This is a genomic window from Bacillus sp. FJAT-42315 (assembly GCF_002797375.1).
GTDB lineage: Bacteria > Bacillota > Bacilli > Bacillales > Domibacillaceae > Bacillus_CE.
Window position 1 is genome coordinate 398,516 of the sequence record NZ_KZ454941.1, and the last position, 14,305, is coordinate 412,820.

The 14,305-nt window shown below is 37.6% G+C and carries 13 protein-coding genes; 11 read left to right on the forward strand and 2 right to left on the reverse strand.

What is annotated here, in order from left to right:
• The first annotated feature begins 83 nt into the window (after nucleotides 1–83).
• The 8 genes from CEF22_RS01935 to CEF22_RS01970 all read left to right on the forward strand — a co-directional run bounded on the left by CEF22_RS01935 (nucleotide 84) and on the right by CEF22_RS01970 (nucleotide 6,544).
• Complete coding sequence (locus CEF22_RS01935; RefSeq protein ID WP_100401519.1) at nucleotides 84–269, forward strand: hypothetical protein; 186 nt, start codon at nucleotides 84–86, stop codon at nucleotides 267–269.
• A gap of 1 nt (nucleotide 270) precedes the next feature.
• Nucleotides 271–1,152 (forward strand): bifunctional DNA primase/polymerase, encoded by an 882-nt coding sequence (locus tag CEF22_RS01940; protein WP_100401520.1) that lies wholly within the window; start codon nucleotides 271–273, stop codon nucleotides 1,150–1,152.
• A complete protein-coding gene (locus CEF22_RS01945) occupies nucleotides 1,145–2,638 on the forward strand; it encodes a hypothetical protein (protein WP_100401521.1) in 1,494 nt (497 codons plus the stop codon). Before CEF22_RS01940 ends, CEF22_RS01945 begins: the two co-directional genes overlap by 8 nt.
• A gap of 73 nt (nucleotides 2,639–2,711) precedes the next feature.
• A complete protein-coding gene (locus CEF22_RS01950; RefSeq protein ID WP_100401522.1) occupies nucleotides 2,712–3,023 on the forward strand; it encodes a hypothetical protein in 312 nt (103 codons plus the stop codon).
• Nucleotides 3,024–3,037: 14 nt separating this feature from the next.
• Entirely contained in the window at nucleotides 3,038–3,898 is an 861-nt protein-coding gene (locus tag CEF22_RS01955) for a tyrosine-type recombinase/integrase (RefSeq protein WP_198508004.1), read from the forward strand.
• A 19-nt stretch (nucleotides 3,899–3,917) separates the two neighbouring features.
• Entirely contained in the window at nucleotides 3,918–4,577 is a 660-nt protein-coding gene (locus tag CEF22_RS01960; protein WP_100401524.1) for a hypothetical protein, read from the forward strand.
• Nucleotides 4,578–4,705: 128 nt separating this feature from the next.
• Nucleotides 4,706–5,599 carry a tyrosine-type recombinase/integrase gene (locus CEF22_RS01965; protein WP_100401525.1) on the forward strand — a complete coding sequence of 298 codons (894 nt, stop codon included), beginning with the start codon at nucleotides 4,706–4,708 and terminating at the stop codon, nucleotides 5,597–5,599.
• A gap of 42 nt (nucleotides 5,600–5,641) precedes the next feature.
• Complete coding sequence (locus CEF22_RS01970) at nucleotides 5,642–6,544, forward strand: hypothetical protein (RefSeq protein WP_100401526.1); 903 nt, start codon at nucleotides 5,642–5,644, stop codon at nucleotides 6,542–6,544.
• Between the two features lie 547 nt (nucleotides 6,545–7,091).
• Here the strand turns inward: CEF22_RS01970 and CEF22_RS01975 are convergent.
• Together CEF22_RS01975 and CEF22_RS18400 are read right to left on the reverse strand one after the other, a co-directional pair.
• Complete coding sequence (locus CEF22_RS01975; protein ID WP_100401527.1) at nucleotides 7,092–8,783, reverse strand: RNA-binding domain-containing protein; 1,692 nt, start codon at nucleotides 8,781–8,783, stop codon at nucleotides 7,092–7,094.
• 257 nt (nucleotides 8,784–9,040) lie between these two features.
• Nucleotides 9,041–9,184: a hypothetical protein gene (locus tag CEF22_RS18400; protein ID WP_157843133.1), complete on the reverse strand. Its 144-nt coding sequence runs from the start codon at nucleotides 9,182–9,184 to the stop codon at nucleotides 9,041–9,043.
• Between the two features lie 151 nt (nucleotides 9,185–9,335).
• On the opposite strand from CEF22_RS18400, the gene CEF22_RS01980 reads away from it, so the two are divergent.
• The 3 genes from CEF22_RS01980 to CEF22_RS01990 all read left to right on the forward strand — a co-directional run bounded on the left by CEF22_RS01980 (nucleotide 9,336) and on the right by CEF22_RS01990 (nucleotide 14,181).
• Nucleotides 9,336–11,303 carry a hypothetical protein gene (locus CEF22_RS01980; protein WP_100401528.1) on the forward strand — a complete coding sequence of 656 codons (1,968 nt, stop codon included), beginning with the start codon at nucleotides 9,336–9,338 and terminating at the stop codon, nucleotides 11,301–11,303.
• 1,046 nt (nucleotides 11,304–12,349) lie between these two features.
• Complete coding sequence (locus CEF22_RS01985; RefSeq protein WP_100401529.1) at nucleotides 12,350–12,880, forward strand: hypothetical protein; 531 nt, start codon at nucleotides 12,350–12,352, stop codon at nucleotides 12,878–12,880.
• Between the two features lie 623 nt (nucleotides 12,881–13,503).
• Nucleotides 13,504–14,181, forward strand: a complete 678-nt coding sequence (locus CEF22_RS01990) for a hypothetical protein (RefSeq protein ID WP_100401530.1) — start codon at nucleotides 13,504–13,506, stop codon at nucleotides 14,179–14,181.
• Nucleotides 14,182–14,305: the final 124 nt, after the last annotated feature.

Sequence of the window (14,305 nt, forward strand, 5' to 3'; positions counted from 1 at the left end):
TCATGTATGATGTAATAGTGGTTGTTGATTTTGTTCACACAACAAAGTCAACGAAGTTGTGTGAACCTAAAGGAGGTGAATAAATGAATAATACAAAACTTCGTCAACTGATTAAAGATGCAAATATATTTACGTATGAAGTGTCTGATCAGATGAAAGTTCACGAAAACACCTTATATAGACTACTTAGAAAACCTCTTTCTAAAGAAGACGAACAGCGCATCATGCAAGCCATTGAACAAGTTAAGTTAAAAAAGGAGCGTAATTAGCATGCACGATGAGACGATTCAACATGCACTTGCTTACCATCGCAGAGGCTTTACTGTCATGCCTCTCACAGGGAAACGTCCAATTTTAAAAGGATGGACAAGCCTTTTTCACTTACAACCTTTGACAGAACAAGAAATTCAATTCGGTATAACTAACGAAAATGGTCAACGAATTAGCTTTGCTCATAAAAATCTTGGAATTTTAACAGGTCGTATCTCAAATTGTATTGTCATTGATATTGATGACGAAGAAGCGTTGAAACGACTAGAATCTTTAGGCCCACTTCCACGATCATGGACCGTAAAAACAAACCGTGGTTATCACTTTTATTACATGTATCATCCTGATGCACCTTCCTGCACACCATTTGAAAAAGTAGACATTTTGTCAGATAAAAAGCAGGTGGTAGCACCGCCATCCATTCATCCCAGTGGACATAAATATAAATGGGTTATTTCACCAAATGATGCTGAGCTGGCTCCATTTCCAGAGTGGCTCATTCCCTATATGGAAAAAAAGCGATCCTGCCAGATCGCTTCAACTGAAAAGAAGTCTCCTTCCAAAAAGACTTTGAGTCCATTATATAAAAAGATGGGTAGAAAGAAAAGTCTAGATGCGGAAATGGTCATACAGACAGTTGATTGGTTTGAATTCTATGGTCGTTTTGTAGAAAACATAAAAGGGAACGGGGAGTGGCTTAGTGCTACTTGTCCGTTCCATGACGATGAACATAATTCTTTCTCTTTTCACATTCACACTGGCGGTTGGACATGTTTTGCAGGGTGCGGAAGTGGTAACGGCATTCAAGCGGTACAGCGATTATATAAAGTCTCATTTCATCAAGCGCTGAAAATTGCTAGAGGTGAAGACGTATATGTCTAAACGTAAAGCAGGCGATGTGAAGAGGATGGAAGAATTAGACGTAAAAGAGCGCATTAAAGCAAAATATGAAAATAAAGAGATTTCTCAGACGAAGGCATTTATCGATCTTGTCTATGCATCAGCAGAAGAATTCTTTAAAACAGACCTTGGTATAGTAGCAACAATAACGATAAACGGAATACAGCGAAATGTTTTGTTGGAAGAACTGTTGTTCAAACAGTGGATGACCAATGAGTATTATCAGCACTTTCATGACAGTCCAAGGTCTTCTGCTGTAAAAGAAGCGCACGCTACGCTTCAGTCTATTGAAGAGATAAATAATATAAGTTGGAAAGAAATTTTTATAAGAATTGCTCATGATGATGAAGGAAAAGTGTACGTTGATTCTGGAAATGAAGCTTTTGATGTTATAGAAGTGTCAAAAACAGGTTGGCAGATTGTGAAGGGTGCGCAAGTAAAGTTTATTCGCCCAAAAACAATGCGAAGTTTACCTTCTCCTCAGCTGTGTGGAAAATTAGATGAACTCAAACAAATTTTTCAATTTAAAGAGGAGCAGTTCATTTTGTGGCTGGCATTTGTAATCGGGTGCTTTAACCCTCATGGTCCATACCCTTTGTTGGTTTTAAATGGAGCTCAAGGGGCTGGGAAAACGATAGTAAGCGAAATAACTAAATCGATTATTGACCCTGGGTATGCGATGCTTCGTACACTGCCAGAAAGTGAAGAGGATTTATTAGTCATGGCACAAAAGAATTGGCTGCTGGCATTTGATAATATTTCAAAAATATCAGAGCATATGTCAGATGCCCTTTGTAAATTGTCGACAGGCGGTGGGTTATCTCGTCGACAATTGTATACGAATGATGAAGAATCTGTTTTAAAAGCCATGAAGCCCGTCATTCTAAATGGCATCGAGAATATTACGAAACGTTACGATTTAGCAGATCGTTCAATTGTCCTAACTTTGCCGATGATTATGTCTGAAAATCGTCGAACAAAAGAAGAGATTTGGAGAGATTTTGAAAAAATAAAAGGGCCAATTATGGGGCTAATTTATGATGCTGTGAGTATGGCATTGAAAAATTACAATATGATTCATCTGCCTCAAAAGCCCCGCATGGCTGACTTTGCAAAATGGATAACGGCTGCTGAGCCGGCCTTTGGATTTGCCACTGGCACGTTTCTTACGGCATTTAATAATAATCGACGCTTAGTAGCTGAAGAAGCAAGTGAGTACGATTGGCTATTATCGGCTGTGATTGAAATGATGAAAAAACATGATTGTGTGTCAGCAACAGCTTCAGAGATGTTGAATCTTTTAAGAAAAACAATATCTGCACAAGAGATTTTGGGAGATGAGTGGGTTTCTGCTTACAAGTTAAAGTCGGCCATTACGCGAATCGAAGGAGCATTACTCGAGAATAAGATTCAATATGAATATATTCGTAAACGAGACGCTCGTCTTCATACATTTACCAAATTGTAACTTTATGTACCCCCCTTTCTTTCAATAAAAAAGAAAGAAAGGGTAATTCTATAATTTTGAAAGGGTGTAAACTATGGACTCAATTTATTTAACCGGTGATCGAAATTGGGATACAATGATGCACTTGTTTTTAGAACATCCAAAACTGTCCAAATATTTAGATTGTGTAGATCAAGAAAGTGGCTATATTGAGAAAGAAAAATTGAAAAAGCTATCGGCACCGTGGTCAACATCTGAAAAGTTTGTATTAGATTTTGCGCTTCATTTATACGATGCAGATCATCATGTAAATCTTCATCAGATCGATTATTTAGACGTGCACAATCGAGCGCTCATTTTTGGTGCCTTTGGTTACCGATTCCAGTGTCGTCATTTATCTTCTTGAAGGGAATGAGTGAAATGTTATTTGAAGACACACAAACAGCCTATTTGAATTACTTGAAAATGAGTGAATATAGCTTAGAAACAATAAAAGGCTATACAAAAGACTTGAATTCTCTCAATCGATTCCTTCAGGGACATCTCAATGGTCTAGTGTACCTCGATGATATTACTCGTGATGATCTTGAAGAATACTTAATTTATTTAGCTGAAGAAAGAAATTTACAACCGCGAAGTCGAAATCGCTATTTAGCTAGTGTGAGTTCGATGTTTAACTATGCATTAAAAAAAGAATGGATCGAACAAAATCCAGCAGCAACGATTGATAGTGCCAAAGTGGTTGAAAAACAAAAGGTTTCTCTTACTGAAACAGAAATAGAAGAGCTACTAGGCACCATTACACATCCTATTATCCGTACAGCCATTCTTTTTATGTTGAAAACAGGCTTGCGGATCAATGAAGCGATTGAATTAAAAATGGAACAAGTAGATTTCGAAAAGAGTTTAATATATGTCGTGAATGGCAAGGGAAAGAAAAATCGAACAGTTCCACTGGCAGCATCTGTACAGCCACACTTACTAGACTATCTTGAAACGGAAAGAGATTCTGATTCCCCCTATTTTTTCGCGACGAAAAAAACGGGTAGATTGTCTGGTCAGTATGTAAATATGGAGTTGCGAAAGGCGGCAAAGAAACTGAAATGGACCAAGAAAGTAACTAATCATACATTACGTCGAAGTTTTGCTACAAACTTATTGAGTAAAGGAACGAATGTTGTGACAATACAGCATTTACTTGGACACGCTTCATTAAAGACCACTAGCATTTATCTGAATGTTCAAATAGATGATTTGAGAGATGCTGTTAATCAACTATAGAGGGAGGAGTGTATTTATTATGTTAGCTGAACTGCAGAAAGAAGATCGAACGAATTACATTTTACAATCGCTGAACACTGGTATCAATAGGGATGAGTTAGCAACAGAACTTAAGCATAGTGATTACCGTTCGTTAGATATGTATATGCGCCGGCAAGGCTATACGTGGGATAAAGAGATTCAAAATTATATACCGAAAGAAAGTAAGGTATCTCAAGAGCAAGTAAATAATTCACTTGTTCATCCTGGGAAAATCAATCAAGTAATCTCCCTATTTGAAGCTGGGCTTGATGCCAAGGAAGTGGCCAAAAAGCTTCTGTTTCCGAACCATCGATCTTTGGCAGACTATATGAAGCAGAAGCATTATGAATGGGATAACAAGAGTAGAAATTACGTGCCACTGGCCCATGCAGAGTCGAAAGAACTACAAGAACAGAAGAATACTGAAGTGACTGAAGAACAGGTATCCGACTCATTTATTAATCAAATCCCACGGTACCTTATTCCGGGAATTGCCCAAAACAAAAATGTTCAACTTAGTCATTTATTAAATCAGCTTGTTCTTGATTTTTCTTATGAGAATAATATTACGCAGCGCCAAATATTCGAATCAGCCATTCTAGAGTTTTTAATGAAGCACGGCTATCGCCATGAAGTCAAAGCTCTGTTTCAAAAATAATGAATGAATTTATCTATTCGTAGAATGTCAATACTGCGAACAATACAAGAATAATAGTCTTGTTATTGTTCGCAGTACGATACAAAAAGATAATTGGCCAGTTCGCAGTACGAAAAAAAGAAGGTGGTATGGTGAATGTTATTGATGCTTATATTTTTTATCTAGAAGAAGAGGGAAAAGATGACAAGACTGTTCAATCCTATCGTCATGCAATCAAAGAATTTTACAACTGGAGTGGTTACGACGCATCAATCACTGACGCACGACCAATTGACATCAAAGAATATATTTCTTTTCTTCGACACGATAAAAGGTTAAATCCAGCGACAGTCAATAAGTATATCACGGCATTAAAATCTTTCTTTCTCTTTTTAGAGGAAGCTGGATATATAAAAGAAAGTCCTATGACTCGTATAAAGCGTGTGACAATTGCCGACAGCGATAGTGGCGAACCCAAATGGTTAACGCCAGCCGAGCAGGAGTGTTTTATTAGCTATGCTGAACTTGAGACAAGTGAGAGGTTACGTACAAGAAATTTAGCAATTATTGATTTAATGCTGTATGCGGGGTTACGTGTGCAGGAAGTGGTTGATCTTACCATTGAGGATATTTCGCTGAGTGGTAAAGATTTTAAAGTTGTCGTTCGAGATGGAAAGAAAGGGAAATATGCAGTTGTTACGCTTATCCATAAATATTCTCGCAATCTGAAGAAGTGGTTGAAGCTACGCGGCGAAAGTGACAAAGCATCACATCTCACCTCAACTTGGTTATTTGTGTCGGAACGATCAGAGCAAATCACGAGTCGAGCAATTCAAAAATTTATGAAGAAATACAGTGATTTAGCCGGGATGGAAGGGATCACACCGCACAGATTTAGACATAGCTTTTGCAAAAACCTTGCTTTGACTAATACACCGATTGAAATTATTCGTCGGCTTGCTCGACATGAAAGCATTAATACGACAGCGATTTATGTAGATCCTTCAAATGAAGAGTTGATTGAGTCATTAAGAAGAATGTAAGTAACATTTTTCATACTTTACAGAGGCAGGTGTTTTCAGTTAATGGTGATGATTAAAGAAGCGTATGTAAAAGGCACTAATAGGAAAATTAAGGTTGAAGCAGTGGAGAAAGAAGGGTTTCAAGAGCAGATATTTTCATGTGTGTATTGTGGAATTGATTTGAAATATATAGAATGTACGACTAGGAAAGACGGTACACCGATCTCTGGTCATTTTAAAATACGCTCTCATTCAAAGCCACATAAAGAGTACTGTGTTTATGATGTGTTATCTGAATTAAAGCGAATAGCAAATGAGTCTGATGGAGCGTTAAAATTAATTAATGAAAAGACGTATAAATTTAATATCGGCATTCCTTTAGCAAGCATTAAACCGCAGAATAATCACACTAAAAAATCAAGCGAATCCTATGCGACGAATAAGGTCCGGTCAAAGGCTACCGATAATAATGCGAACATACGGACATTAAGAAAACTTATGGCATTGCGAGCAATTTTAAATGATCAAAAAGAATTGTCTCAAATGATTACGCTGGAATGCAAGGGGGTCATTATTAATTGGAGTGACTTCTATTATGAACGGGACAGATATGATAAATGCTTCCAAAAACACAAGGGGAATAATGGTTATCCAATCTGTATTCAGGGAACATTTGAACTGAAGGACTTAAGAGAGAAGTATGGTTATTCTATATTGGAATTTCACTCTTCTTTTCTACCTAAAAATAACACTGATGAGGTACTGCGGAAACCTACAGTTTCGTATACAATTTATGATCAAAAGATTGTTGATATTATTAAAGAGAAACAAGAACAAGGTAAAAAAGAGATAGTTGTGTATTCCGCGATTAGATGTCAATCAAAGTTTGTAAATAACAAAAAGCCACTCGAATATTTAAATGTTTATGGAACCATTGATCATCGTAATCAGTTTATTTTTATCTAAAATCAAAACATAGTTTTAATATGTCAATGATCCTTGTGTTTAATCGCAAGGATCATTATTTTGTTCATGGTGAAAATTAGAGAATTAAGCTGCAGTTTATTCGCTTTGATAGGTTACCTACTAAAAGTGTATGAATCAGTTGTCAATACCAGCGTAAGAACCATTTTAACACCGGTATTCACATCAGTTTCGGATGTATGCGAAGCTTGAGGATGATAGTCCATTTATTGGTCCCAATATTGGTCTTTTCTTTGGTCGTGAGACGTTTGTATTAACGATTATAGTCAGCTTATGAAAGCAAAAAGGACCGTTTAGGACTAATAATAGTCCTTTATTGGTTCCGATATTGGTCTTTTCTTTGGTCGTGAGATGTTTGTATTAACGATTATTAGTCAGCTTATGAAAGCAAAAAGGACCGTTTAGGACTAATAATGGTCCTTTATTGGTCCTAAACGGTCCTTGTTGGGTTAAGAGGAGTCGCGTATTTATAGTCATTATGTGGATTATAAACGCAAAAAGTGCTATTTAGAAGTAATAAATAGTTCACTTATTTGTCTTTTAGCGTATAAACTGCTGAACGACCCCATCCGACCTTTTGTACGCCTTCTGATTCTAATTCGGTAATAACTTTATAAACTTTTTTTCGATTCCAACCTGTCATTCTGCGTATTTCTTGATTAGTGAGATCTTGTTCTTTGAGAAGAGTTAAAATTCTCATTTTCACTGCTTCTTCGTCCAAAGTAATCTGACGCTCATAACTCATTTCCTCTTTCAAGATATCTGAAGTTGTCTTAGAAAGTGTATAATAGCGCCCTTTTCCTCTCCCAACAGCTTCGAGTAGTTGTGATTCATTTGTCATTTTACTAAGCAATTCTCTAGCTTGATCATGATTTCTTTGAGCAACTCGTGCAGCTGTTGATGTGTCAATTTGCTCGTGTCGAAGTAAGTACTGCAAAACAAGTAATTCATCAACATCTAAATGGATATTTTCACTTGATAGGTCTGCAATAAATTTTTTGAATCCAGGAAATAGTGATGATGCGATCAAGCTCAACTCAATACTATTACCTACTTCACGATAACTTGGCGGTTCTTTACCTTCAACTAAAAGAGAGCGATAAATACGTGGTACTCCCATGTTTGATCTGTTAACAAGATGCAAACGATCGAGTAGCTCCATTAGATGATGATTTCTTGGAACAGATGGATGATGAACAATGTTATTAGGATTAATCCCCTCCATAAATGTTCCTGGATTTGTTAAAATCAATTTATCTTTGTACTGTTTTAACATAACTGCTCCATGAATGCGATAATCTCGGTGAGTAAAGGCATTTAATAAGGCTTCCCTGATAGCAATTTTAGGATAGGTGCTGAATTCATGATGAAATAGGCCCGATTCAACAGTCATAATTGGGTTGTCAGTAGCTAAGTAACGTTCTAACTCATGGACGGCAATAGGAATGGGATGATAGCCATCATCTCTAACAATATAATCTGTATCGCTCAACATTCTTCTATAAGCCCAACGGTATTGTGGGATGAGCCGTTGAATAGCATCGCTTTTTCCAAAAATCAATAAACCTCCCTTTGTGAAATAATTCCCGTTGAGTGCACCAATTGAGTTTAATAAATCAAAATCTTTTAAGGAAAGCAAATCCTCTGGAGCATTGGCTTCAGCCATCTTTTCTCTAACTTTCTCTATTGCGGTTGCTGAGACAAGAGTTGTCCAATCCTCAGGAACTATTTCAGAAGTTACATCCATAGTGACAGAAGACCCTACCATTTCTTTACGTAAGGATCCAGTTAACGGAATACAGTCTTTTCCCTTGCGAATTGTTGCTGAACCATCAGTATTAGTATGAGGGGCCATTTCGCCAGTCACACTAACTATTAACAATGTGCCTGTGCCTTCAGGGACTGTGATTTCTTTAAATGTAGGGAGTAGATGAGGATCAGTTTTTTCATATACTCTTTTTTGCAATTCATACAAATCTAAATCAACGGGAACACCCCGGATTGCATTTCTTCTTTTTTGAACTTTATCAGCTACACCAAAGACAATATGTCCTCCGCCACCATTTGCCATACATATGGCCATTTTAATGATTAATTTAATATTATCTCCGAAGCTACGATCCGTCCATTCTTTAAAATCTAAGTCTTGTGCTTCTAAATCGTCTGCAATACAGTCTTCAAGCTGATCTAAAAGTTTTTCGATCTCCTCAACAGATCTCACATAATGTCCTCCTTCAAGCGATTTTTTATCTGCGATGTCGTTTTATTCTATAGTGTACATTATTTATGTATTTTGGCAAAAGAAATCGTGGTTCGTCCATTTTGAATTGAGCATTTTATATTTTTTAGACAAACGGATTATTGGGGGAATAAAAAGAAGTACAATAAAAAATTGCAGGATCTTTCTTGCAAGTAAAAATCACGGATTATAGATTATATCTTTATCTCCATTGAAACAAATGCCATTTAGAAGGTTTTTTAGGGGTTAACAATAAAAGCGGTTAGCGCTAAATCTTTAGAAGTAACTTTCAACAAAGAAGTTGATACTGCTAAAGCTAAACTTGAAGTTGTTAAATCAACAATCAAGCAAAACGTTTCTAAAACAACTTGGTCAGCAGACAACAAATCAGTTACTCTTGAACTTTCTACAAAGTTAACTAAAGGCGAGTACATTGTTAATGTAACAGGTTTAACTGATGCAGCTCTTACAAAATCAGTTCAAGTAGAAGATGAGAAAGTAGATTCAATTGAAATCTTATCTGATGTAGCCGTTGTGAATGACACGACTCCTCCTACTCAAGCAACTGTTTCTTACCAAGTGAAAAACCAATATGGTGAAGATATCACAAAAACAACTGCATTAACTACAAACAGTGCAGCTGTATCAGCAGCTAATGGTGTTGCAACTGTTTCCTTAACAAATGAAAAAGTTGGAGATAAGCTTCCAATCACTCTTATCCATGTTGAAAGTGCGAAATCAGCAACTAAAGTAGTTACTTTATCAGCGGCAGCAACTGTTTCTGACGTTGAGATCAAAGGAATCTACAACAAAGATGGTAAAGCTTTGAATGAAGATTCAAAAGTTGCAGATGGATATTATCTACTTGTAGATCTTAAAGATCAATATGGCAATGCCTTAACAAATACAAGTGCAGCATCTGGATTAATCGTTGCTGAATCTAACCCAACAGTTGTTGGATTAGAAGGAACTGCACCAGCAGTTACTTTAACTCAATTAACAATTGATGGCAAAAAGCAATTAGCAGTAAAATTGGATGCTATCTCTAAAGCTGGTGAAAGCCAAGTAACATTAATTTCAAAAACATCTGGTAAAAGCGCAGCTTACAAAGTTAATGTAGCTGAAACAACAAGAGCTGATGTAGTTCAACTTTCTGCTCCTGCACTAGCTGTAGCTAATGAAGATGTATATATCCCTGCATCTGTACTTGATAAAGAAGGAAAAGCAATTACTGACCCTAAAGTTCTTAACAATGACACTAAAGGTGTTACACTGAATTTAGGTGCTGAGTTTGTAACGAAAGACGAAGCATTATTTGTAAAAGTACCAAAAGCTCAAGTAGCTACTAAAGGTGTTTACTCATTATTAGCTCAATCTGCTACAAACAAGGTTGCTACTTTAACTATTAATGTGAAAGAAGAGGCTGAAGCAACTGTAATTCGTGGATTGAAATCAACAGTTAGCTCAACAATTAAAGCGGGAGCTTCTAAAACAATTGATGCAAGTGATTTAGTAGTTGAAGATCAATATGGACGTGTGATTGATTCAGCAGATGTGAAAGCATCATTAACTGGCGGTAAGAAAATTGTTGTGAAGAAAGCTGATGTAAATGCACCTGAGATTACAATTGATGCAGCAAATATCACAGATGCAGCTACTGCTGAAATCACAGCTGGTTCTGCAAATGGAACTGAAACATTACAATTTGTTCTTAACGATGGTTCAAAAGATATCGTAAGCAGTACGGCTGAAGTGACAGTCCGTGTAACTGACGGTTCTGAGTATGCTTCATATGAAGTGAAACCAGTTGGAACTGTTTATGATGAAAAAGGTGCTGGAGCAACTACAACAGACGCTACAGTTTATAATAAAGAAGTAGAAGTTTATGGTGTACTTGCTGACGGTAGCAAAGTGAAATTAGTAGCTGGAAATGACTATGCTGTTTCATCTACAAATGCTACTTTGAAAGCTGACGTTTCTACTGATGGTGTAATCAATGCTGATGGCGATGTGTATCAGTATGCTACTGATGCAAAAACAATTACACTTCCATTAACAGTTACAATCAATGCAACTGGTGAGAAGCTTAATCAAGAAGTAACATTCTCTAAAGTAGCTCCTAAGGTTGAAAAAGTTAATGTTGTTGCAGATGGTAAAGCTGACGATAAGACAGCAACAGCGCTTGAGAAATTTGACTTTAATGCAACAACAGCATTCGCAATTACTGACTTCCTTACAAATGCAGATGTTGTTGTTACTGACCAATACGGTGCAAAAGTTAACTTAAATGCTACAGGAAATGCATTTGCTGATGGTACTGGAATTGCAAATCCAACGCTTACATTTACTAAAGTATCTGGAAACGTAACATTTGCAGGTAATGGTACAGCAGCAGCAACAGTTACTACGAAAGAAGAAAACTCTGTATTCAATACAACTGTATCTGTAAGTGCTGTAGATGCTACTCCAGTAAAAGTAACATCAAAACAAAAAACTCTTTAATAAAACTAAACGAAACGTTGCTTTATAAGTTAGTTATGAACTAGCGAAGTAAGCGGAAAAGACACCTCATGAATAACATCTAGAATTCTCATAGAAATTTTAGCAGTTTTCATGAGGTTTTTTTCTAACTGTTATGTGCCAATTGGTAGGAGAATTTCCGATCCTTACTAAACAGCCGCTTAGTAAGAGCCTAATCCTCCTGGGTCCAGGGATGTGCTGATACACGGAAGGGACTAAGTCAGGTGAAGACGTACTCATGAAATTGAGGCGGGGCTCCTTAAAAGGCAGCTATGGTCAGGTAGACGAATCCATGCAGGCAGGGTGAGGTAGTGAGTGTTGCGAGATTGCTAGGAGTTCAGCATTCATCCTTCCATCTGTAATGATGGAATGGCGGTTAGCGTAATTGGCTGTTAAACTAGCCGTTCTCACACCTGAATAGTGGAGACCTAAGGTTGTCAAAAGAAGGGATGGACATAACGGAACGTTTGAAGTCTTTTCGGAAGAGGTGGATCAGCACCAGTGAAGCCAAAAAGATGGCAGCGGGTTCATAGTAGTGACGATCACATGCCGTTTGGACTTGTATGGTAACATACGAGAAGGACAAAACATGTAGGAGCGAAGGAACTCAGTCTGTAGTAGTTCTCGAAGAAACTTATTTCCCCAAAATTCGTTTCTAAACTGAAAACTTTATAAGGAGCAATCATAGAGAAATGGTTGCTCCTTTTTTTACAAGTATTCTAGTATAATTGAACTAATACTGACAGCACGCCGTATGCGGTCAAAGCCGCTCGTACGGTGTAGGCCCGAACCGAAAGCCAATGGATAGATTGGTATAAGACGGGAATAGCGCAGTAGTAGGATCAGCTTCAGCTGTTACTAATACAGTACCTTACGCAGCAGCTGGAAGTACAACACCAGCGGCAAAAGCTACAGTTACGGGTAATGATATCGTATACACTGCAGTAGCAGATGGTACAGCATTAAATGGTAAGACAATTACTGTAACTCAAGGCGGTACTGCAAACACAACTGCTGAAGATTCTGTATTGGTTATCGATGGATCAGGTAACTTTACATTTACAATCGGTGATAAAGCTGATGATTTAACGAAAGCAGGAACAAAATCGGAGTTACTAACTGAAATTCAAGCAGCTATTACAGCATACGATTTAGCTAATTCAAGTTCACCGGCTGGTATTACTGCCGCATTGAATGACGCAGCAACTGGCACTGACGTAGCAACTGTAGTTCTTGCAGCTACATCTCTTGCAAATGGTGCAGTGGCTGATCCAGCAACGGCTACAGCAGCTGAATATACATTCTCAATTGCTGCAAACCCAGTTGCAAACGAAACTGTCACAGTTGGTGGAAAAACGTATACATTCGTAACGGGAACACCTGCTGCTGGACAAGTAAAATTAGGAGCTACAGCAGCTCTAACAGCAGCTAATTTAGCAACAGTGATTAATGGAGATGTAACTAACACGTATAGTGCTACTGAAGCAGCTGGTACTATTACTCTTAAACAAAGAGTTGCGGCAGCTGGTGCAGTTCCAACTGTAGTATTTGCTAACTAAGCAACTGGGGTTCCCCCCCGCCACGTTAATGTGGTAAAGTGAAGGTGAGAGGGCTTCGGCTCTCTTCCTTTAAACAAAATAGCCAACTGTCTGAAAGGATGGTTGGCTGTTTTGTTACACAAGGTGTGAGTATGCTGTCATAGTTAAAAGAACTAACGCAACGACGAGTTACTAGATGATAAGGGTTGGAAAATTAATGAGTTTCCGATTCTCAATCTGATCATAAATGTGACTCAAAGAATAATAATATTTAACAATCGCATCAAAGAGCGAAAAGCTCTATTTGGTGCGTTTTTTTGTTTTTGGATGAGAACGATCGCTTCTTAGTATTTTCAGCTACCCTAATGAAATTCGTCCCTTCTATCCTTCACTCCTATTGCTTTATGACAAACTATATCAACGTTACAACAAACCTCATTTTATCCTATGTAGTATTTTGTCGAAATAAAAGTAGTGTTTATTAGAAAAAATCGGATTATACTGAATTTGGGGAAATGAGTAAATGAGACTAGTACTGACAGCACGCCGTATGCGGTCAAAGCCGCTCGTGCGGTGTAGGCCCGGAGCGAAAGCCAATGAATAGATTGGTATAAGACGGGAATAGCGCTATAGCATTAACAGGTGTGGGAGTAAATGTTGCTTCAGGACAAATTACTGGAACAACAACTGCAATGCAGTATAGTTTAGATTCTACAAACGGTACAGATGGTACATGGGTAGATGCTAGTGCCGCAAATACAGCAGTGACATTCACAGCGGGTAGTGTATATGTTCGTCAAAAAGCAGTCACTACTAACAATAGATTAGTTGCTAGTATAGCACCGGCACCGCTAGCTATTACAATCGGTAAAACAGATATCGTAGTTGCTAATGATGGAACAATTACAGGTTTAACAGCAGGTAAAACATATGAAATCCATAATGGTATTGAATGGTCTGATGCTACATTAACAGGTACAACAATCACAGGTTTAGCAGCTGGGAATTATAAAGTACGTGAAGCAGCTTCAGCGTCAACACTAGTAGGAGCAGAATCAAATGTAGTAACGATACAAAATCCAGCACCGCTAGCTATTACGATTGATAAAACAGATGTAGTGAACGGTAATGATGGAACAATCACAGGTTTAACAGCGGGTAAAACATATGAAATCCATAATGGTACTGAATGGTCTGATGCTACATTAACAGGTACAACAATCACAGATTTAGCAGTAGGTACTTACAAAGTGCGTGAAAAAGCTTCTGCTGATGGTTTAACACCTGTTGGGGAAGAATCAAATACGGTAACAATTTCTTAATAAAACTAAACGAAACGTTACTTCATAAGCTAGTCATCTAGTGAAAGAAGTGGAAATCAGACCACATGGATAATAACTATCCCCAAGGAGTCTTTTTTCTAACTATCGTGGTTGGAGTCATCAG

Coding starts and splice junctions, on each gene's coding strand:
- CEF22_RS01935 (WP_100401519.1), top strand. CDS start 84: ATGAATAATACAAAACTTCGTCAACTGATTAAAGATGCAAATATATTT.
- CEF22_RS01940 (WP_100401520.1), top strand. CDS start 271: ATGCACGATGAGACGATTCAACATGCACTTGCTTACCATCGCAGAGGC.
- CEF22_RS01945 (WP_100401521.1), top strand. CDS start 1,145: ATGTCTAAACGTAAAGCAGGCGATGTGAAGAGGATGGAAGAATTAGAC.
- CEF22_RS01950 (WP_100401522.1), top strand. CDS start 2,712: ATGGACTCAATTTATTTAACCGGTGATCGAAATTGGGATACAATGATG.
- CEF22_RS01955 (WP_198508004.1), top strand. CDS start 3,038: ATGTTATTTGAAGACACACAAACAGCCTATTTGAATTACTTGAAAATG.
- CEF22_RS01960 (WP_100401524.1), top strand. CDS start 3,918: ATGTTAGCTGAACTGCAGAAAGAAGATCGAACGAATTACATTTTACAA.
- CEF22_RS01965 (WP_100401525.1), top strand. CDS start 4,706: ATGGTGAATGTTATTGATGCTTATATTTTTTATCTAGAAGAAGAGGGA.
- CEF22_RS01970 (WP_100401526.1), top strand. CDS start 5,642: ATGGTGATGATTAAAGAAGCGTATGTAAAAGGCACTAATAGGAAAATT.